At 74.2% G+C, this 18,391-nt stretch carries 16 protein-coding genes, 1 tRNA gene and 1 pseudogene; 7 read left to right on the top strand and 11 right to left on the bottom strand.

Translation table 11 applies throughout. The features are described from left to right. Position 1 precedes the first annotated feature (1 nt). A complete protein-coding gene (gene selD / locus NX794_RS26955; RefSeq protein WP_258781630.1) occupies positions 2–1,012 on the bottom strand; it encodes a selenide, water dikinase SelD in 1,011 nt (336 codons plus the stop codon). Positions 1,013–1,046: 34 nt separating this feature from the next. Here selD and NX794_RS26950 point away from each other — a divergent pair. After that, positions 1,047–1,139, top strand: a tRNA-Sec gene (locus tag NX794_RS26950). 83 nt (positions 1,140–1,222) lie between these two features. Here the strand turns inward: NX794_RS26950 and NX794_RS26945 are convergent. The 5 genes and pseudogenes from NX794_RS26945 to NX794_RS26925 all read right to left on the bottom strand — a co-directional run. Then, positions 1,223–2,914, bottom strand: a pseudogene (locus NX794_RS26945) (GTP-binding protein); the annotation flags it as partial. A gap of 5 nt (positions 2,915–2,919) precedes the next feature. Continuing rightward, a complete protein-coding gene (gene selA / locus NX794_RS26940; protein WP_258781629.1) occupies positions 2,920–4,317 on the bottom strand; it encodes an L-seryl-tRNA(Sec) selenium transferase in 1,398 nt (465 codons plus the stop codon). A 116-nt stretch (positions 4,318–4,433) separates the two neighbouring features. Further along, a complete protein-coding gene (locus NX794_RS26935) occupies positions 4,434–5,450 on the bottom strand; it encodes an MASE1 domain-containing protein (protein WP_258781628.1) in 1,017 nt (338 codons plus the stop codon). A 94-nt stretch (positions 5,451–5,544) separates the two neighbouring features. Further along, the gene (locus NX794_RS26930) at positions 5,545–6,375 is read right to left on the bottom strand and encodes a PP2C family protein-serine/threonine phosphatase (RefSeq protein ID WP_258781627.1); all 831 of its coding nucleotides are present in this window, start codon (positions 6,373–6,375) and stop codon (positions 5,545–5,547) included. 115 nt (positions 6,376–6,490) lie between these two features. Further along, positions 6,491–6,811 (bottom strand): hypothetical protein, encoded by a 321-nt coding sequence (locus NX794_RS26925; protein ID WP_258781626.1) that lies wholly within the window; start codon positions 6,809–6,811, stop codon positions 6,491–6,493. 144 nt (positions 6,812–6,955) lie between these two features. On the opposite strand from NX794_RS26925, the gene NX794_RS26920 reads away from it, so the two are divergent. Continuing rightward, entirely contained in the window at positions 6,956–7,111 is a 156-nt protein-coding gene (locus NX794_RS26920) for a hypothetical protein (protein ID WP_258781625.1), read from the top strand. 42 nt (positions 7,112–7,153) lie between these two features. Here the strand turns inward: NX794_RS26920 and NX794_RS26915 are convergent, their stop codons facing one another. Continuing rightward, positions 7,154–8,362 carry a hypothetical protein gene (locus NX794_RS26915; protein ID WP_309506029.1) on the bottom strand — a complete coding sequence of 403 codons (1,209 nt, stop codon included), beginning with the start codon at positions 8,360–8,362 and terminating at the stop codon, positions 7,154–7,156. A 195-nt stretch (positions 8,363–8,557) separates the two neighbouring features. Between NX794_RS26915 and NX794_RS26910 the strand changes: the two genes are divergently transcribed. Then, positions 8,558–10,012 (top strand): glyceraldehyde-3-phosphate dehydrogenase, encoded by a 1,455-nt coding sequence (locus NX794_RS26910; protein WP_258781623.1) that lies wholly within the window; start codon positions 8,558–8,560, stop codon positions 10,010–10,012. 90 nt (positions 10,013–10,102) lie between these two features. Here the strand turns inward: NX794_RS26910 and NX794_RS26905 are convergent, their stop codons facing one another. Continuing rightward, positions 10,103–12,067 carry a collagenase gene (locus tag NX794_RS26905; RefSeq protein ID WP_258781622.1) on the bottom strand — a complete coding sequence of 655 codons (1,965 nt, stop codon included), beginning with the start codon at positions 12,065–12,067 and terminating at the stop codon, positions 10,103–10,105. A 149-nt stretch (positions 12,068–12,216) separates the two neighbouring features. After that, entirely contained in the window at positions 12,217–13,170 is a 954-nt protein-coding gene (locus NX794_RS26900; RefSeq protein WP_258781621.1) for a LysR family transcriptional regulator, read from the bottom strand. A gap of 167 nt (positions 13,171–13,337) precedes the next feature. Between NX794_RS26900 and NX794_RS26895 the strand changes: the two genes are divergently transcribed. Together NX794_RS26895 and NX794_RS26890 are read left to right on the top strand one after the other, a co-directional pair. Continuing rightward, positions 13,338–13,907 carry a TetR/AcrR family transcriptional regulator gene (locus tag NX794_RS26895; protein ID WP_258781620.1) on the top strand — a complete coding sequence of 190 codons (570 nt, stop codon included), beginning with the start codon at positions 13,338–13,340 and terminating at the stop codon, positions 13,905–13,907. Between the two features lie 36 nt (positions 13,908–13,943). Next, on the top strand, positions 13,944–15,101 hold the full coding sequence (locus tag NX794_RS26890) for an SGNH/GDSL hydrolase family protein (RefSeq protein ID WP_258781619.1): 1,158 nt from the start codon (positions 13,944–13,946) through the stop codon (positions 15,099–15,101). A 10-nt stretch (positions 15,102–15,111) separates the two neighbouring features. On the opposite strand, the gene NX794_RS26885 is transcribed toward NX794_RS26890, so the two are convergent. Next, positions 15,112–15,789 carry a class F sortase gene (locus NX794_RS26885; protein WP_258781618.1) on the bottom strand — a complete coding sequence of 226 codons (678 nt, stop codon included), beginning with the start codon at positions 15,787–15,789 and terminating at the stop codon, positions 15,112–15,114. A gap of 394 nt (positions 15,790–16,183) precedes the next feature. After that, entirely contained in the window at positions 16,184–16,786 is a 603-nt protein-coding gene (locus NX794_RS26880; RefSeq protein ID WP_258781617.1) for a hypothetical protein, read from the bottom strand. Positions 16,787–17,069: 283 nt separating this feature from the next. Here NX794_RS26880 and NX794_RS26875 point away from each other — a divergent pair, with 283 nt between their 5' ends. Beyond that, positions 17,070–17,948, top strand: coding sequence for a fructosamine kinase family protein (locus tag NX794_RS26875; protein ID WP_428985964.1), 879 nt, complete (start codon positions 17,070–17,072; stop codon positions 17,946–17,948). 240 nt (positions 17,949–18,188) lie between these two features. Next, on the top strand, positions 18,189–18,380 hold the full coding sequence (tgmA, locus tag NX794_RS26870) for a putative ATP-grasp-modified RiPP (protein WP_014670659.1): 192 nt from the start codon (positions 18,189–18,191) through the stop codon (positions 18,378–18,380). Positions 18,381–18,391 lie beyond the last annotated feature (11 nt).

The following is an 18,391-nucleotide window of genomic DNA, read 5'->3' as shown; positions in this document are numbered from 1 at the left end:
GTCACCGCAGGACGACGGAGTGGGTGCCGCGGGGTACCAGTTCGCCGACGACCGGGGCGCCGGGCACCTCCCCGGCGACGAGGAGGCCGCCGGAGGTCTGCGCGTCGGCCAGCAGGAGGCGGGTGTCGGTGTCGGCCGGACCGAAGTCGGTGCCCGGGGTGACCCAGGCGAGGTTGCGCCGGGTGCCGCCGCTGACGTACCCGTCCCGTACGGCCTCCCGGGCGCCGTCCAGGCAGGGCACGGCGGCGGTGTCGATGACGGCGGTGACGTCGGAGGCGCGGGCCAGCTTGCGCAGGTGGCCGAGGAGGCCGAAGCCGGTGATGTCGGTGGCGCAGGTGGCACCGGCGGCGAGCGCGGCCTCCGAGGCGTCCCGGTTCAGGGCGACCATGGTGGCGATGGCCTGCTCGAACCGCTCACCGGTGGCCTTGTGCCGGTTGTTGAGGACGCCGGTGCCCAGCGGTTTGGTCAGCGACAGCGGGAGTCCGGGCCGGCCGGTGTCGTTGCGCAGCAGCCGGTCCGGGTCGGCGATGCCGGTGACGGCCATGCCGTACTTGGGTTCGGGGTCGTCCACGCTGTGCCCGCCGCCGACGTGGCAGCCGGCCTCGGCGGCGACGTCCAGCCCGCCGCGCAGCACCTCGCGGGCCAGGTCGAAGGGGAGCCGGTCGCGGGGCCAGCCCAGCAGGTTGACGGCGAGCACGGGCCGGCCGCCCATCGCGTACACGTCGGACAGCGCGTTGGCGGCGGCGATGCGCCCCCAGTCGTAGGCGTCGTCCACGACCGGCGTGAAGAAGTCGGCGGTACACACGATGGCCGTCCCCGCGTGCACGACCACGGCCGCGTCGTCACCGGTGGCGAGCCCGACCAGCAGCGGGGTGTCACCCCCGATGCCCCGCGGCGGAACCAGCCCTGCGACCACCTCCTCCAACTCCCCCGGCGGAATCTTGCAGGCACAGCCACCCCCATGAGCGAACTGCGTGAGGCGAACGGGAGCTTGCCGGGTCGCTGGTGTCATCCCTGTCTCCTGGAGCGGTAGCCTGGCGGACGGTGGAGGCGTGCGGGTGCCTGGTGGCCCTCCCGGTCTTCAAAACCGAGGTGTCCGAGGATCTCGGACAGGCAGGTTCGATTCCTGTCCGCCTCCGTCCCCCGCGTCCGGCCGGCAGCGTCGGTGCTGGTCGTCGAGCCGCTCGGTGTGTCCCCGGGCGTCCAGGAGTTCCAGGAGCGGTACGGCCACCCGGCGGGTGGTGTCGAGGGCGCGCCGGGCCTCGCTGAGGGTGAACGGCTGCGGAAGGTTGCGCAGCACGGTGGCGGCCTCGGTGTCGGCGCCGGGGAGCAGCACGATGCCGTCGGCGATGCGCAGCAGGGCGCCGGCGGTCACGGCGGCGGCCAACGCCCTTCGGTGCAGGCCCAGTTCGGCGAGACGGCCGGCCTCGGGGGCGCGGAACGGGGTGGTGGTGAGGTCCCGGCGTACGGCGTCCACGGCGGTGCGGACGGGTGGGGGCAGGTCGGGCCGCTGGTGGTCGGTGGGGAACAACCGGCCCTGGCGGCAGGTGAGTTGCGGGAGGGTGGCGGCCAGGGCGTCGATCAGGGCGCGGTCGGGGAGACCGAGCAGGTGGCGGGCGGCCTCGGTGGGCAGGCCCGGGTCGAGTGGATGGGTGCTCGCGTGTCGCCGTGTCTCGGTGAGCAGGCGTTGCCGAAGGGCCATCCAGTGGTCCGGGGCGGCGAGCCAGTCGGCGGTGCCGGGTGCGGCGGGCGGGGGGACGCCCATCGCCCGCAGTTCCGTGCCGGCCACCAGTTTCCGGCGGCGCAGTTCGGCGGCGCCGTCCGGGCGGCCGGTCAGGGCGGCGAGTTCGGCCGCGCGGGCCCGGCCGGCGCCGCGCCGGGCCAGCCGGGGCGGCCGTACGTCGAGGACCGTGACCGCGCGGGGCGTCCGGCCGCCGCCGGGTTCGCGCAGCACCGCGCGGTCGCCGACCCGGAGCGGCAGCGCCCTGGACAGGGTCAGCCGGGCGGTGTCGGTGCCGAGCGGCCGGACGGTCACGGGCACGGCGGCGGTGCCGATGTGCAGGGTGACCGAGCGGGGCAGGCCGGCGGCCGGTTCGCCGGTGATGCGGGCGTCGACGGTGTCGGTGGTCAGCCAGCGGTCCGGGGCCAGCAGGACCTGGCCGCGGCGCAGCCCGTCCGTGCCGGCGCCGTGGACGTTGACGGCGACACGGGCGACCCCGCCGACGGCCGTCCGCTCCTCGTTCAGGCTCTGGAGCCCGCGCACCCGCAGGGATGTGCCGTCCCCGGTGACCAGCCGGTCCCCCACCCGCAGGGTGCCCGCGCCGAGGGTGCCGGTGACGACGGTGCCGTGTCCGCGGACGGTGAAGGCGCGATCCAGCCAGAGGCGGACGTCGGCCTCCGGGTCGGGCGGCGGCAACGCGGCGGTCAGTCGGGCGAGTTCGGTGCGCAGGTCGTCCAGGCCGGCGCCGGTGACGGCGCTGACCGCGACCGAGGCCACCTTCCCGAGGCTGGTCGCGGCGAGCCGCTCGACGGCGTCCGCGCGCACCGGCCCGGGGTCGGCGAGGTCGCCGCGGGTCACGGCGAGGACGGCGTGCCGGACGCCGAGGGCGTCGAGGACGGCGAGGTGCTCCTCGGACTGGGGCTGCCAGCCCTGGTCGGCGGCGACCACGAACAGCACGGCGGGTACGGGCCCGACGCCGGCCAGCATGGTGGCGACGAACCGCTCGTGCCCGGGGACGTCCACGAAGGCCAGGTGGTCCCCGCCCGGGTGCAGCCGGGTCCACACGAAGCCCAGGTCGAGGGTGAGGCCCCGGCGCCGCTCCTCCTCGTACCGGTCGGGCTCCATGCCGGTCAGGGCGCGGACCAGGGCCGACTTGCCGTGGTCGACGTGTCCGGCGGTGGCGAGGACCCGCATCCCGCTCACTCCTCCCTCCGCGGTACCGAGCGGATGGCCCGCGCGAGCCGTTCGTCGTCCTCCTCCGGCACCGCCCGCAGGTCCAGCAGGCAGCGGCCGCCCTCCAGGCGTCCGACGACCGGGGTGGCGCAGGTGCGCAGCGCGACGGCGTAGGGCTCGGGCAGCGAGAGCGCCGCGCTGGGCAGGGTGACGCCGGGCGCGCCCCCGCCGCCGACGGTGGCCGCGCTCTCGACGGCCCGTACGTCGACGCCGTCGGCGGCGAGGGCGCCGGTCAGCCGCTCGGCGCGGGCCCTGAGCCGGGCGGGGTCGGCGGTGAGGCCGAGGGCGGTGGGGGTGGGCGGCCCGGTGAGGGTGGCCTCCAGTGCGGCCAGGGTGAGCTTGTCGACGCGCAGGGCTCGGGCCAGCGGGTGCCGGGCGAGGGTGCGGACCAGGTCGGGGTCGCCGAGCAGCAGCCCGCACTGGGGTCCGCCGAGGAGTTTGTCGCCGCTCGCGGTGACGAGGGCGGCGCCGGCGCGGAGCTGGGTGTCGGCGTCGGGTTCCTCGGGCAGCGCGGGGTGCGGGGCGAGGAGTCCGGAGCCGATGTCGACGACGACCGGGACGCCGAGGCCGGCGAGTTCGGCGACCTCGGCCGCCCGTGTGAAGCCGGTGATACGGAAGTTGGAGGGGTGCACCTTGAGCAGGAAGCCGGTCTCGGGGCCGATCGCGTCGGCGTAGTCGGCCGCGGTGGTGCGGTTGGTGGTGCCGACCTCGCGGAGCCGGGCGCCGGTGGAGACCAGCAGGTCGGGCAGCCGGAAGCCGTCCCCGATCTCCACCATCTCACCCCGGCTGACGACGATCTCCCGGCCGGCCGCGAGCGCGGTGGCGGCGAGCACCAGCGCGGCGGCGCCGTTGTTGACGACGTGCGCGGCGCCGGCGGCCGACACCCGCTCGCGCAGTGCGGCGAGGGCGGTGCGCCCCCGGCGGGCCCGCCGCCCGGTCGCGAGGTCGAGTTCGACGTCGGTGGGTCCGGCGGCCTCCGCCAGGGCCTGCCGGGCGGCGGCGGAGAGCGGGGCGCGACCAAGGTTGGTGTGCAGCAGCACCCCGGTGGCGTTGAGCACCGGGCGCAGGCCTCCGGCGGTGCCGGGCAGCAGGGCGAGTGCCGTGTCCGGTACCTCTTCGGGCGCGACGCGGCCGTCGCGGGCCCGCTGCTGCGCCTGCCGGACGGCGGCCTTGACGACGTCCGCGCCGAGCCGGCCGACGGCCTCGGACAGCCGGGGGTCGCGCAGCAGCAGGTCGGTGCGCGGGATGCGGCGGCGTACGTCGGTGGCGTCGCCGCCCTCGGGCCGTACGGGACTGTCGGCGCGGCACTGTCCGGGGCCCGTCGTCCCGGGCCGCCGCTCCACGGTGTCCCGCCGCTGCTCCATGCCGCCGCCCTCGTCCTCCGGTCCGGTGCCCGCCGCCCGTGCGGGCCCCGTCCATCGTCTCCCAGTGCCCAGGGCCGGCGTCTCGACACGCCGGGGCCGGCGTGGGGCGCGGAACTCTACGGATCGCGTCCCGAGCGTTCGTCGGCGTCGGCGGGGCCGGGGTACGGCCGGGGCGGCGGGGAGTCGCCCGCGGTGAGGTGCTCCAGCACCTCGACCAGTTCCTGGCAGGCCTTCTCCACCGAGCGCCGGGTGTTGCGCTGCTCGGTGATCACGGCGGACAGCAGCAGCGCGGTCAGCGCCATGGCGCCGTTGAAGGCCTGCAGCTCCAGCATGACCCCGATCCGGCTCAGCCCGGTGAACGCGCCCGCCCGGTCGGTGGCGGCGATGGTGGCCAGGACGGAGGTCAGCAGCGCGACCAGCACGCTGCCCACGAGTTCGAAGCGCAGCGCGGCCCAGATGATCAGCGGATAGACCAGGAAGAGCATGCTGACCGAGCTGTAGGCGGCCAGCGGCACCAGCAGGCAGGCGGCGACGGCCAGCGCGGTCGCCTCCTTCCAGCGGGCCATCGGTGGAGGCCAGCGGGCGCCGCGCAGCAACAGCAGCAGGGGTGTCACGATCAGGACGCCCATCGCGTCCCCGACCCACCAGGCCAGCCAGACGGCCCAGAAGCCCTGCGGGGCCAGCTTGTCGGTGAGGACGAGCAGCCCGGTGCCCAGGGTGGCGCTGATCAGCATGGCCGTGAAGGCGGCCAGGAACACCAGGGCGACGCCGTCGCGCAGTCGCCTCAGGTCGGTGCGGAAGCGGGCCCGGCGCAGCAGCAGGACCGCGCACACGGGTGCGGCGGTGTGGCCGACCAGGAGAGCGAGCACGTCGAGGCCGGGCGTGGTGAGGGAGAGGACGACGAGGAAGGCGCCGAGGGTGATACCCGGCCAGCAGCCCAGACCGAAGACCAGCAGGGCGGCGACGGCGACACCGGTCGGCGGGTAGATGGGGGTGACGACGGCGCCCTCGACGGACAGCTCCAGCAGCAGGCCGAGGCGGCCCGCGCCGTAGTAGCAGGCCGCGACGGCCAGCACCAGGGCGAGGTACTCGCCCGGCCGGCGCGGATGCTCGATACCCACCACAGCAGCCATCTCACACCGGCCGTGCCGCGACGGCGAGGCGAGAACCGGTGCGGGCCGCCCCGATGGCTGAATACCGGGCGCCCGCCCTGCTCGGCAGGGCCGGTCAGTCCGGGGCCCGGAGGCTGTCCAGGCCCACGACCAGTACGGCGGCGTCGTCGTCGTGGCCGACGTTCTCGGCGCCCTTGATCACGGCGGCTGCCAGGGCGTTCGTCTCCAGCCTGGCCACGGCGGCGATGCCGGCCAGCCGCACCACCTGGTCGAGCCCGTCCTCGATGTCGAGCAGCGGTCCCTCCACCACCCCGTCGGTGACCAGGACGAAGACACCGCCGGTGGCCAGCCGGTGCCGGGTGACCGGGTACTCCACGCCCTGCTGGATGCCGAGTGGCGGGCCGCCCCGGTCGTCGACGACGCCGGACTTGCCGTCCGCCGTGGCCCATACGAAGGGGATGTGGCCGGCCCGCGCGCTCTCCAGCACCCCGGTGGCGGGGTCGAGCCGCAGGAAGGTGCAGGTGGCGAAGAGTTCGCTGCCGAGGGAGACCAGCAGGTCGTTGGTGCGGGCGAGGAGTTCGCCGGGTTCGCCGGTGACGGAGGCGAGGGCGCGCAGCCCGGCCCGGACCTGGCCCATGAAGGCGGCGGCCTCGATGTTGTGCCCCTGCACATCACCGATGGAGAGCCCGATCCGGCCGTCCGGCAGGGCGAAGGCGTCGTACCAGTCGCCGCCCACGTTGAGGCCCAGGTTGGCGGGCGCGTACCGCACGGCCAGGTGCAGGCCGGGCGCGGCGGGCAGGTCCCGGGGCAGCATGCCGCGTTGCAGCGCGATGGCCAGCTCGACCTGGGTGCGCTGCAACTCGGCGCGCCGGCGTGCCTGGGCGGTCAGCGAACCGAGTCTGGCCAGCAGCTCGTCGCCTTCGTCCGGGGAGTGCTTGCGGGGCATCGATCACTTCCGTCGGGGCGGTGGCCCGTGTGGGCCGGCCACCTGGACGTTCGGCGAATGTCTAGATTTTATCCATTTCCGATGATCGCGCCTCGCGGAGTGCCTGTCGCCCCGGTCAGTGGACCTGGGAGTCGATGCCGGTGATCACGGCGGGGCCCAGTGGCACGCTGCCGTCGTCCAGTCCGACGTCCCGCAGCGCGGCGTCCGCGAGCCGGCGGGCCTCCTCCTCGGCGTGCGGGCCGGTGTCGGCCTCGACGGACAGGCGGAGGGTGAAGGTGTTGTCATCGTTGACGCTGAGCACGTCCAGGTCCTCGGCGTTGCCCATCCGCGTGCCGTGCGGGTCGGCGGGCCGCAGCGCGCGGGCCAGCCTGGTCCGGGCATCCGGCCCGACGTCCCCGGTGAACGTGCCGGGGACGCTGATCACGTAGGTGGTCATGACGATCCTTTCCTCGGGCCACCCTCGCCTACCCCGAATCCCGGCCTTCGCACCGGGCCGCGTCCATCCGTGCGACGCCCGGACGGCGGGCCGCCCCTTGTCGACCTCGGGCGGGCGCGGGGCCCGGGGGTGGGATGAGGCCGCATGGCGCAGGAGGCCCATGGCGCCCGTGACTCCGCCAAGAAGCCGGTCACCCTGTACAGCCGGAAGAAGTGCCGGGGCACCGCGTCGCGACGCGCGCCCGGACACGCGGCCCCGGCCGGGCAGAAGTTCGCGAGCCTCACCATCAACCCGCGCTGAACGCCCCGCACTGAACCCGGCGCGCCGGACGGCGGCGGTGGTTCACAGCGGGGAGTGGGCCACCGCCAGGACATAGGCGCCGAACCCCAGGGAGGCGGCGGCGAGGGCGCCGTAGAGGCACACCGCCTGGGCCGGGTGCAGGCGCCAGGAGCGGGCCAGGGCGCGGGCGGCCGGGATCAGCAGGGGGAAGGCGGGGAGCAGGAAGCGCGGCTTGGAGGAGAAGGAGCCGGAGCCGCCGAGCGCGAGCAGGATCAGCACCCCGGCGTAGACCACCAGGACCAGCGGGGCCCGGTCCAGGCACAGCAGAGCGAAGAGCAGCACGCTGGTCGCGACGATCAGCAGCGCCGCCGGATAGACCAGGCCGCCGCCGTGCAGCAGCAGGGCGCGCAGGAAGCGCAGCGCGCCCGCGCCGAAGTCGAAGCGGGAGCCCCAGGCGCTCTGCACCTCCAGATAGCCGCCGAGCGGGTCGCCGGTCCGCGTGCCCACCCACAGCACATAGCCGAGCCAGCCCAGCGGGGCCAGCACCGCCCCGGCCCACAGGCGCGCCGGGACCCGGCCGCGCCGGCGCAGCACCTCGTGGACGGCGGCGAGCGCGACGGCGACCGCCACGGCGAAGCCGCTCGGGCGGACGAGACCCGCGAGCGCGGCCAGCGAACCGGCCCACAGCCAGCGGCCCTTGAGGACCCCGTACAGGGACCAGGCGGCGAGCGCGGCGAACAGCGACTCGGTGTACGCGATGGTCAGCTCGACGGCGTGCGGCAGTACGGCCCACAGTGCGACCAGTGCCGTGGCGACGCCCCGCCCGTACAGGTGGTGGCCGACCGCGTAGGCGCCGCAGGCCGCCGCGAGCGCCGCCGCGCCGGCGAGGACCATGCCGGCCTGCCCCGGGGTGAGGGGCGAGACGGTGGTCAGCGCCCTGATGAGCGCCGGGTAGAGCGGGAAGAACGCCCAGTCGGTCTGTACGGCGCCGTCGGGGGTGATGTAGATGAGGTGCCCGTAGCCCCGGTCGGCGATGTGCAGGTACCAGCGGGAGTCCCAGGAGTGGGCCAGGTTCCTGACCAGCGGGTGGCCGCGGAGGCCGTTGGCGAGGACCACGGCGAGGATTCCGGCGAGCCGGACGGCGGTGAACAGGGCGAGGGCGGCGAGGACGCCCTCGGGCACCCCGCGCCGGGCGATCCGCGGCAGGGGCACCCGGCGCCGCTGCCGAGCGGGGGCGGCCGGTTCCGGCCGGGGGACGGATGAGGTGCTCACGTTCCCGACCTTGGGCGGGCCTCCGCGCCGGTGCAACGCACGACCCGGGTTTCCCGCTCACTTCCACCCTGATTCAGGAATCACGCCCGTGACCTGCGCGGATCCTCGTCCCCCGCCCCCGCCGGAAGACCGTTCGGATGATCGTCGTAGGGTGTGGTTACCATATGAGCGCTGCCTAGCTCGAAAGATAGATCTGTGACTGTCAACGACGACTCGTTCACCAACTGGAAGATCCGCGAGGAGATCGCGGAGTCGATGATCCCGCTCATCGGGAAGCTGCACCGCGAGCGGGACGTCACCGTCCTGCTGCACAGCCGCTCCCTGGTGAACAAGTCGGTGGTCAGCATCCTGAAGACCCACCGCTTCGCCCGGCAGATCGCCGGCGCCGAGCTGTCGGTCACCGAGACGATGCCCTACCTCCAGGCCCTGGCCGCCCTCGACCTCGGGCCCGCGCAGATCGACCTCGGCATGCTGGCCACGCTGCACCGGGCCGACGAACGCGGCCTGAGCGTCGCCGAGTTCACCGCCGAGGCCGTCGCCGGCGCCACCGGCGGCAACAAGATCGAGCGCCGCGCGCCCCGCGACGTCGTGCTGTACGGCTTCGGCCGCATCGGCCGGCTCGTCGCCCGGCTGCTGATCGAGAAGTCCGGCTCCGGCAACGGCCTGCGACTGCGCGCCATCGTCGTGCGCGGCGGCGGCCCCCGGGCCGCCGGGGATCTCGTCAAGCGCGCCTCGCTGCTGCGCCGCGACTCCATCCACGGCCAGTTCCAGGGCACCATCACGGTGGACGAGGGCAGCAGCACGATCGTCGCCAACGGCAACGCCATCAAGGTGATCTACGCCGACGACCCGTCGCACGTGGACTACACCGAGTACGGCATCCGCGACGCCATCCTCATCGACAACACCGGCAAGTGGCGCGACCGCGAGGGCCTGTCCGGGCACCTGCGCCCCGGTATCGAGAAGGTCGTGCTGACCGCGCCCGGCAAGGGCGACGTCCCGAACATCGTGCACGGCGTCAACCACGACACCATCAAGCCGGACGAGCAGATCCTGTCCTGCGCCTCCTGCACCACCAACGCCATCGTGCCGCCGCTGAAGGCGATGGACGACGAGTACGGCGTGCTGCGCGGCCACGTGGAGACGGTCCACTCGTTCACCAACGACCAAAATCTGCTGGACAATTACCACAAGTCCGAGCGCCGGGGCCGTTCCGCGCCGCTGAACATGGTGATCACCGAGACCGGTGCCGCCTCCGCGGTCGCCAAGGCGCTGCCCGAGCTGAAGGCGAAGATCAGCGGCAGCTCGATCCGGGTCCCGGTGCCGGACGTGTCGATCGCCATCCTCAACCTCCAGCTGGCCCGGGAGACGACCCGCGAGCAGGTCCACGACTACCTGCGCGAGGTCTCGCTGACCTCGCCGCTCAAGCGCCAGATCGACTTCATCACCGCGCCCGACGCGGTCTCCAGCGACTTCATCGGCTCGCGGCACGCCTCGATCGTGGACGCCGGCGCGCTGAAGGTCGACGGCGACAACGCGATCCTCTACCTCTGGTACGACAACGAGTTCGGCTACTCCTGCCAGGTCGTCCGGGTCGTCCAGCACGTCTCGGGCGTGGAGTACCCGACGTTCCCGGTGACGGCGCACTGACACCGACGGCGGCCGCGTACGGCCACGGCGACGGCCGCCGACCGGGGTTCCGGTCGGCGGCCGTCGTGTGCGGCGGGTGCGAGGGTGCGCTCAGGCCGCGGGAGGCCTGGCGCAGGCGCCGGCGGCGCACGCCGTGAGCCACTGGTCGAAGTCGGCGTCGTAGCGGGTGCCGATGCCGTCGTGGTAGACGGCGTACCCGCCGGCGTAGTCACCGGCGCGGAAGCGGGCGAGCATGCGCTGCACGTCGTCGGGGTGCCGCTCGGTCATGTACCGGACGGCGAGGTAGCCCCAGGGGTAGACCCGGGTCGTGTCGCTGTTGTCGTAGGTGTTCTCGAAGAGGGTGCTGAGCCGGTAGGTGTGCTTGCCGGCCTCTTGGACCGCCTCGGCGTCGGTGATTCCCCGGTAGCTGTAGGAGACGTACTCGGCGAGGCCCTCGATCCACCACACGTCCGGCACCGAGATCTGCTGCCCGAAGTCGCCCTTCATGTCGTCGCGGGCGTCGAGGAAGTGCGTGTACTCGTGGTTGAGGTTCCAGATGCGGGCCACGAAACCGTCGTCGTAGTCCTTCTGGTACATGATCGAGGTGACCTGGTTGGCCGGGTCGGACGGGTCGCCGTCCAGGGTGATGCCGCCGTTGTCGGTGCTGACGCCGTAGATCGCGCCCGCGTAGGTCTGGTAGTCGGCGCGGCTCGCGAACACCACGAGCTGGATGTCGGACACGTACTGGCCGGTTATCGGCCCGGCGGACCTCACCAGTGCGCGGTGGTAGGCGTCCTGGCCCAGGACACTCGCGCAGGCGGCGTCGAGGTCGGCGGCGGTCAGGGCCTGGGCGCGGAGGGTGACGTGCGCGTCGCAGCGATGGGTGGTGGGCAGCACGGCCCGGGTGAGCTTGTCGGGCAGGCCGCACACGTCGTAGTACGCGCAGTCGGCGCCGTCGTAGTAGTCGACCTGTGTGGCCACGGCGACCCACAGCCCGGCCGTCGGCCCGTCGATCCGGGTCGCGTCCAGCAGGTCCTTGGCCAACGGGGCTGCGGTGTCGCGCAGTTCGGGATGCTCGACGTAACGGCCAACATTCATCCCGGCGTTGGAGTCCAGGACGGCCCAGGTGGTGCCCAGCAGGTCGGTGTTGGAGCGCGCGAAGTCGTACAGGGTGTCGATGACGCGCGGGTCGGCCGCCACGGCGCTCACGTACGCGGGGTTCCAGTTGCCGCGCCACAGCGGGGTGTAGACGTCGTTGACGGCCGTGAGCATGCTGTCGACCGCGTCGTAGGAGCTGTCGTAGTCGTCCAGCAGCCGCCGGTAGACGGAGAGGTAGCGGCCCTGCTGGTCGGCGCTGTCGGTGAGGATGACGCTCTCGCCGAGGATCTCGCCGTTGGCCGCGCTGACGTCCCGGCTGTGGGAGCGGGCGAAGAAGGCGTCCAGGCCCGCGGTGACGGCACCGGTCAGACTCGCGGTGTACGGGCCCACGTCACCGGGGTGGTTGAACTGCACGTAGTAGCCGGCGCGCAGGAACAGCACCAGTTGTTCCAGGCTCCCGGAGTTGTCGCCGCGGTACTGGCCGGCGGCGCGGGTGTACGCGTTCGCCACGGTCAGCATCTGGGGCTCACGGAAGATGCCGTGGGCGTCCGTGCCGGTGACCGAGAACAGCGTGTTGACGCAGTCCGTGGTGGAGGCCTTCACGAAGGAGACGAGGGCGGAGCCGGTACGGCCGCCGAAGTCGCCCGGCGTGCAGGAGGCGGCACGCTTGCTTCCCCGTATGAGCTTCACGGTGCTTTGCTGCGGGGGAAGTTGGGGGATGCTCAGGCGCCGGGGCTGGGTGGCGGGGCGTTCGGTGGGGGTGGTGGTCGCGCCGGTGGGCGGCGGCTGGGGAGCCGGTTGCCGGGCGGTGGTCGCGGACGAGGTGGTGTGCGGCCGGGGTGCCGCCAGGGCCGGGCCGGCCGACAGGCCGGTCAGGGTGGCGCAGACGACGGCGGCGCCGGCCAGACCTCTAGCCGTGCGGGCCGGCCGGCGCCCGGACCCGCGTCCGGGCAGCGCGAAGCGAGAGCGAAAGCGCATGGGGGATCCTCCACGAAGGGGGTGCGCCTCTGTGGGGTGGCGAGGCGTGTCAGGCACTGTCTCAGCGGCCCGGCCGCCCCAACAATGGCGTGTGACATAGCACATGACACCCACGGCTCATAACATCGCGGTGCCCCCGTGACCGGCACTCAGGCGCCGGCGCCGCTCCAGGTCCGGGAGGCCCAGGTGCGCAGGTGGGGTGCCTGGGCGACGAGGTCGCGGTAGGCGGCCGTGGCGGACTGGCAGACCGTCTCCACCAGGTCGTCCGCGACGGTGTCGGGCCGCCAGGCCAGCACGTACCGGCACCACAGCGGGGTGCCGGCCAGGGGCTTGACCACGACATGCGGCAGCGGCCGCAGCGTCGGCTGGACGAGCGAGACGCCGACCCCGTCGGCGATCATGCTCTGCAACTGGGTCTGGTCGCCCAGGAATTCGTGCACGGTGACCGGGGTGAACCCGGCGGCGGCGCAGGCGTCGTAGAACACCCCGGGCCAGCCCGCGCCGTCGTCCGGGGTCACGAACCAGGCGTCCTCGGCCAGATCGGCGAGCTGCACCTGGGCGCGCTGCCGCAACCGGTGCCGGGCGGGCAGGGCGACGAACGTGGGCTCGGTGACGATCCCCCGGTGTCGTACGGCACGCGAGTGGCGCAGCTCCATGCCCGGGTAGTCGGCGGCGATGGCGAGGTCCGCGGCACCCTCTTCCAGGAGTTCCACGATCCGCGAGGAGGCGTACACGCTGTGGACCGCCAGGGACAGTTCCGGCAGCCGGGCGCGGACGCGGGACAGCGTGCCGGACAGCAGGGGCGAGTTGGTCGTGGCCAGACGCAGGGTGCGGGCGGCCCCCGGGGCCGCCGGGCGGTGGCCGATGGCGTCGGCGCGGGCGAGCACGTCACGGGCCTGGGCGACCACCTCGGCGCCGTAGCGGGTGGGGCGCACCCCGCTCGGGCCGCGCTCGAACAGCGGCTCCCCGAGATGGCGTTCGATGCGGCGCAGCTGGGTGCTGACGGCGGGCTGCGAGTACCCGAGCTGTGCGGCGGCGCGGCCCACGCTGCCCGCGTCGGCGATCGCGCACAGCACCCGCAGGTGCCGCAGCTCCAGCTCCATCCGACGCCTCCCGGTCCGGTTCGCGGGCCCCTGCCCGCGCGGCCGGCGGCCGGGGGCGCTCCATTGTGCCCGGCGCGCGCGACCCGCCGCCGCCTACGCCTGTATGGAATTTGCCTAAAGCTATTAGGTACGTTCATAATCGGCGGCGGAAAGACAGGAGGACACTCATGGTTCGCGCGGGTCTCACCCCCGACCGCCTGGTCCGGGCGGGCGCCGAGCTGGCGGACGAGGTCGGTTTCGACCAGGTCACCGTGTCGGCGCTGGCCCGGCGCTTCGACGTCAAGGTCGCCAGTCTGTACTCGCACCTGCGCAACTCGCGGGACCTGAAGACACGGATCGCGCTGCTCGCGCTGGAGGAGCTGGCCGACCGGGCCGCCGACGCGCTCGCCGGGCGGGCCGGGAAGGACGCCCTGACCGCCTTCGCCAACGTGTACCGCGACTACGCGCGCGAGCACCCGGGCCGCTACACGGCCGCCCGCCACCCGCTGGACCCGGAGGCCGCCGCGGCGAGCGCGGGCGGCCGGCACGCCCAGATGACCCGGGCGATCCTGCGCGGCTACGACCTGTCCGAGCCCGACGAGACCCACGCGGTCCGCCTCCTCGGCAGCGTCTTCCACGGCTACGTCAGCCTGGAGTCGGCCGGCGGCTTCCGCCACAGCGCCCCCGACTCGCAGGAGTCGTGGGACCGGGTCCTGGACGCCCTCGACGCCCTGCTGCGCGCCTGGCCCCGCCCCTGACCCCACTCCCCCACCCCCGGAAGCACCAGGACGGCCATGCACACCACCACCCTGACCGCCGAGCTGATCCGCGGCGCCCTCGACCTGGAGCGCACTCCCCGGGGACTGCTGCCGCACCGGCTGCCCGCCCGGGCCCGCGCCCAGTGTGCCGATCCGCAGCTCGCCCTCGCCGAGTCCCAGCCCTCCGGCGTACGGCTGGCCTTCCGCACCCGCGCCACCACCGTCGAGCTGGACACCGTACCCACCAAGCGGATCTACGCCGGCGCACCACCACGCCCCGACGGCGTCTACGACCTGCTCGTGGACGGCCTCCCGGCGGGCAGCGCCACCGCCGACGGCGGCGACACGCTCACGGTCGACCTGCGCAGCGGCGCCACCGAGCACCGGCCGGGCCCGGTCGCCACGGTCCGCTTCGCCGGCCTGCCCGGCACCGTCAAGGACGTGGAGATCTGGCTGCCGCACAACGAGACGACCGAACTGGTCGCGCTGCGCACCGACGCGCCCGTGGACGCCGTACCCGACCGGGGCCGCAAGGTGTGGCTGCATCACGGCAGTTCGATCAGCCACGGCTCCGACGCGGCGAGTCCCACCGGCACCTGGCCGGCCCGCGCCGCCGCCCTCGGCGGGGTGGACCTGGTCAACGTGGGCCTCGGGAGCAGCGCCCTGCTCGACCCGTTCACCGCCCGCGCGCTGCGCGACACCCCCGCCGACCTGATCAGTGTCAAGCTCGGCATCAACCTGGTCAACGCCGACCTGATGCGGCTGCGCGCCTTCGGGCCCGCCGTCCACGGCTTCCTCGACACCATCCGCGAGGGTCACCCCCGTACACCGCTGCTCGTCGTGTCGCCGATCCTGTGCCCCCTGCACGAGGACACCCCGGGCCCGACCGCCCCGGACTTCGCCGCGCTCGCGGAGGGCCAGCTGCGGTTCCGGGCGGCCGGCGACCCCGCGGAGGTCGCGGACGGGAAGCTCACCCTCGCCGTCATCCGCGCGGAACTGTCCCGGATCGTGCGCGAGCGGACGGCCGACGACCCGGGGCTGCACCACCTCGACGGCCGGGCGCTGTACGGCGAGGCCGACGCCGGCGAACTGCCGCTCCCCGACGGCCTGCACCCGGACGCCGCCGCGCACGCCCGGATGGGCGAACGGTTCGCGGCGCTGGCCTTCGCGCCGGGCGGCCCCTTCGCGCGGTGACGGCGCCCGATCAGGCCAGGTGCGCGAAGACCACCAGGTTCTCGGTGTAGTCCCGCACCGCGTGGTCGTAGTCACCGGCGCAGGTGATCAGCCGGACCTCGGGGCGGTCCGTGTCGGCGTACACGCGCTTGCTGGGGAAGTCGTCCTTCGGGAAGTACTCCTTCTCGTCGACGACGAACTCCGCCTCGCGGCCGTCGGCGCGCTCCACGGAGAACCGGTCGCCGGCCTCCAGTTGGTCGAGGTTGACGAAGACGGCGGCGGAGGTCGTCGTGTCGACGTGCCCGGCGATGATCGAAGTGCCCCGCTCCCCCGGCGCGGCGCCCTTGGAGTACCAGCCGACGAGGTTGGTGTCGGCCGCCGGCGGGGGCTCCAACTGGCCGGTGGCGGCCAGCGACAGCTCGGTGAACGGCGCGTCCACCCCGATCTTCGGGATGCGCAGGCGGGTCGGCTCGGAGCGGGGCAGCGAATCGCCGGCGGGTTCACGCGGGTCGGCCGGTGCGGTGGCGGTGGTGCGGGGGATGCCGGCCGCGCCGGAGGCGCCGTCGTCGGACGTGTGGTGGCCGCCGAACACACTGACACCGAGCACGGCGATCGCCACGCCCCACAGGAGCAGCCGCCCACCGCGGCCGGGGTCGGGCGCGTCCGGCGCCGGGTCGGCGGGGGCCTGCGAGGACGGATCTGCTGCCATCGGGCATCACCTCTCTCGGGTGCGGCAGCACGGGGACCGGACCGGCGGACGCGTCGACGCGTCCGCGGCACGGTGCCGGTGGTACGGGACGGCCGCGGGGCGGCGGTCGCGGGGAGCGGCGACGCCGGGGCGGTCGCCGGGGGTGGCCACGCGAGGGTCGTCGCGGGACGCGGCGGAGCGGGGCCGGGGGACGGCCGCGGGCGGCGGTCGTCGGGAGGGCTCACGCCGGATCGGCCGCAGGCGGCTACCGGCAGCGGGCCGCCGGGAGATGGCAGCGCCGGGCCGGCCGTACGGGACGGCCAGGGGGGTGACGGTCGTACGGGGCCGGGGGTGCGGGCCGTCGGCACGGGGAACGCGCCGACGGCGTCCGCAGCCCCTGGAACGTGGCGCCGCGTCAGGACGCCGCGGCGCCGGCCTTCTTGCGGCGCATGGCGTACATGCCGGTCGCGCCCACGGCGAGCACGGCCAGGCCGCCCGCGGTCACACCCGGGTCGGCCAGCGCGCCGCCACCGGTGTGCATACCGCCGCGCGGCTTCTCCTGGTCGCCACCGCCGCCCCAGTCGTCACCCTTGCCGCCGCCCCCGCCACCGCCGCCACCGCGGCCGCTGTCGCCGCCCTTGTCCTTCTCCTTGTAGCTGTCGGGGTCGAAGCGGCTGTCGTCGCGGCCGGAGCCGGAGTCCGAGCCCGAACCCCAGTCGCCGCCGCGCACCACACCGGCGAGCGCTCCGCCACCCGTGTGCATTCCGCCGCGCGGCTCGTCGCGTCCGCCGTCGTCGTCGCGCTCCTTGCCGTAGTCCTTGTCGTGGTCCTCGCCGGACCCCTTGTCGTGGTCGCCGCCGGACCCCTTGTCCCGGTCGCCGCCGGACTCGCGGCTGTAGGCGGAGTCGTCACGGCCCCCGTCGTCGCCCCCGTGGGCGGCGAGCGCGGCGCCCGGCGTGGCGAGGGCGAGCACCGCCGAGGCGGCCGCCGTGCCCAAAAGCATGCGGGCAGAACGCATAGTGATGTCCTTCCGACGTGGCCGGGCAGCGGATACCTCATCCGCCGTCAGACCCGGTCTCGACATGAACCACCGTCAGTGAGGGCTCCCGGTCCCACCATCCGAGCCGTCCAGCCGGGGCACCGCACCACCCGTCTGCCCCAGCACCCGCCCCTCGGGGCCCCTCGTCCGGCCCAATGGGCCCCGCGCCCCGGCGGGGCCCGGCGGTGTTTGGCCGGAAGTCGTCGTAGCAACGCTCGAAGTGAGCTGGGGAAAGCGTTTGTCCCGGCCGTACTCTGGGGCCGTGGTCAACCGAGACGAGGTTCGAGACGACGACCCCGCGCGGGTGGCGTCGCGGCTCACCGGGCGCCCGGCCACCGGCGCCGGGGCCGCCTCCGGGTCGCCGGCCGAGGTCACGCTGGACGGCGGGACCCCGGTGATGGTCAAGCGCGGCGACGCACCCGGCGCCGTACGCGCGGAGGTGGCCGGATTGCGCTGGCTGGCCGCGGCCGGTGCGGTCCGGGTGCCGGCGGTGCTCGGGCACGACGAGCGCTGGATGGTGACCGAGCGGGTGCCGACCGGGCGTCCCGGTCCCGAAGCGGCGCTGCGTTTCGGCCAGGGGCTGGCCAAGCTGCACGCCGCCGGCGCACCGCACTTCGGGGCGGCGCCGCCCGGCGGCCCCGAGGACGCCTACATCGGCCGCGCCCCGATGCGCAACGCGCCGGGCACCGACTGGCCGCACTGGTACGCGGAGCACCGCGTGCTGCCGTACGTGCGTGCCGCCGTCGAGCGCGGCACGCTCCGCCCGGCGGAGGCGGGCGTGTTCGAGCGGGTCTGCGCGCGGCTGCCGGAGCTGGCCGGACCCGCCGAGCCGCCGGCGCGGCTGCACGGCGACCTGTGGAACGGGAACGTGCTGTGGGGTGCCGACGGCGCCGTCCGGCTCATCGACCCGGCCGCGCACGGCGGACACCGGGAGACGGATCTGGCCATGCTGGGCTTGTTCGGCTGCCCCCACCTTGACCGGGTGCTCGCCGGGTACGAGGAGGTGGCGCCGTTCGCCGAGGGCCGACGGGAGCGGGTGGCCCTGCACCAGCTCTTCCCTCTCCTGGTCCACGCCGTCCTGTTCGGACGCGGCTACGCGGAACAGGCCCTGACGGCGGCACAGGAAGCACTCGCGCACTGAACCGCCCCCGACACACCCCCTCCATCCGGCCGCATCGGCTGTGACATACGACACTCTGTCACCGACGCGACGGCGATCGGCAGACCGGCGCAACCGCATAACCCCGCACTGCTTCCTTATGTACGGCAACCGCACGGCACCGACGGGGGACCCGCTCCGGACCATGGTCACGGAGAGTAAGGAAACCAATCACCCGTTCGATTCGTATAAGGACGTGAAAGCCGAATCAGGGAGAGACCCATGCAACCGTTCACGCTCAACTACGCGCGGCCCGCAGTGCAGTTGGACGTCACCGCACCGTATGCGTACGACTCCGGACTGCAGTTGAACGTCCTCCCGGACGGGCGGATCGCCGCCACCGACCACGCGACCCTGAGAGCACTGGGGACGACCACGTCGACCGCCGGTTCCAAGACGCACTTCGACGACTGAGCCACAGGCCC

The sequence above is a fragment of the Streptomyces pyxinicus genome (genome assembly GCF_024753135.1).
GTDB lineage: Bacteria > Actinomycetota > Actinomycetes > Streptomycetales > Streptomycetaceae > Streptomyces > Streptomyces pyxinicus.
The sequence above is the reverse complement of the archived record's forward strand: the minus strand, read 5'-3'. Positions and strand labels throughout refer to the sequence as shown.

Bases quoted from the DNA above. Each gene is read 5' to 3' on its own strand.
- NX794_RS26920 (WP_258781625.1), top strand. From the start codon at position 6,956: ATGGCGCAGGAGGCCCATGGCGCCCGTGACTCCGCCAAGAAGCCGGTC.
- NX794_RS26905 (WP_258781622.1), bottom strand. From the start codon at position 12,067: ATGCGCTTTCGCTCTCGCTTCGCGCTGCCCGGACGCGGGTCCGGGCGC.
- NX794_RS26880 (WP_258781617.1), bottom strand. From the start codon at position 16,786: ATGCGTTCTGCCCGCATGCTTTTGGGCACGGCGGCCGCCTCGGCGGTG.
- NX794_RS26885 (WP_258781618.1), bottom strand. From the start codon at position 15,789: ATGGCAGCAGATCCGTCCTCGCAGGCCCCCGCCGACCCGGCGCCGGAC.
- NX794_RS26900 (WP_258781621.1), bottom strand. From the start codon at position 13,170: ATGGAGCTGGAGCTGCGGCACCTGCGGGTGCTGTGCGCGATCGCCGAC.
- NX794_RS26890 (WP_258781619.1), top strand. From the start codon at position 13,944: ATGCACACCACCACCCTGACCGCCGAGCTGATCCGCGGCGCCCTCGAC.
- selA (WP_258781629.1), bottom strand. From the start codon at position 4,317: ATGGAGCAGCGGCGGGACACCGTGGAGCGGCGGCCCGGGACGACGGGC.
- selD (WP_258781630.1), bottom strand. From the start codon at position 1,012: ATGACACCAGCGACCCGGCAAGCTCCCGTTCGCCTCACGCAGTTCGCT.
- NX794_RS26925 (WP_258781626.1), bottom strand. From the start codon at position 6,811: ATGACCACCTACGTGATCAGCGTCCCCGGCACGTTCACCGGGGACGTC.
- tgmA (WP_014670659.1), top strand. From the start codon at position 18,189: ATGCAACCGTTCACGCTCAACTACGCGCGGCCCGCAGTGCAGTTGGAC.
- NX794_RS26930 (WP_258781627.1), bottom strand. From the start codon at position 6,375: ATGCCCCGCAAGCACTCCCCGGACGAAGGCGACGAGCTGCTGGCCAGA.
- NX794_RS26935 (WP_258781628.1), bottom strand. From the start codon at position 5,450: ATGGCTGCTGTGGTGGGTATCGAGCATCCGCGCCGGCCGGGCGAGTAC.
- NX794_RS26895 (WP_258781620.1), top strand. From the start codon at position 13,338: ATGGTTCGCGCGGGTCTCACCCCCGACCGCCTGGTCCGGGCGGGCGCC.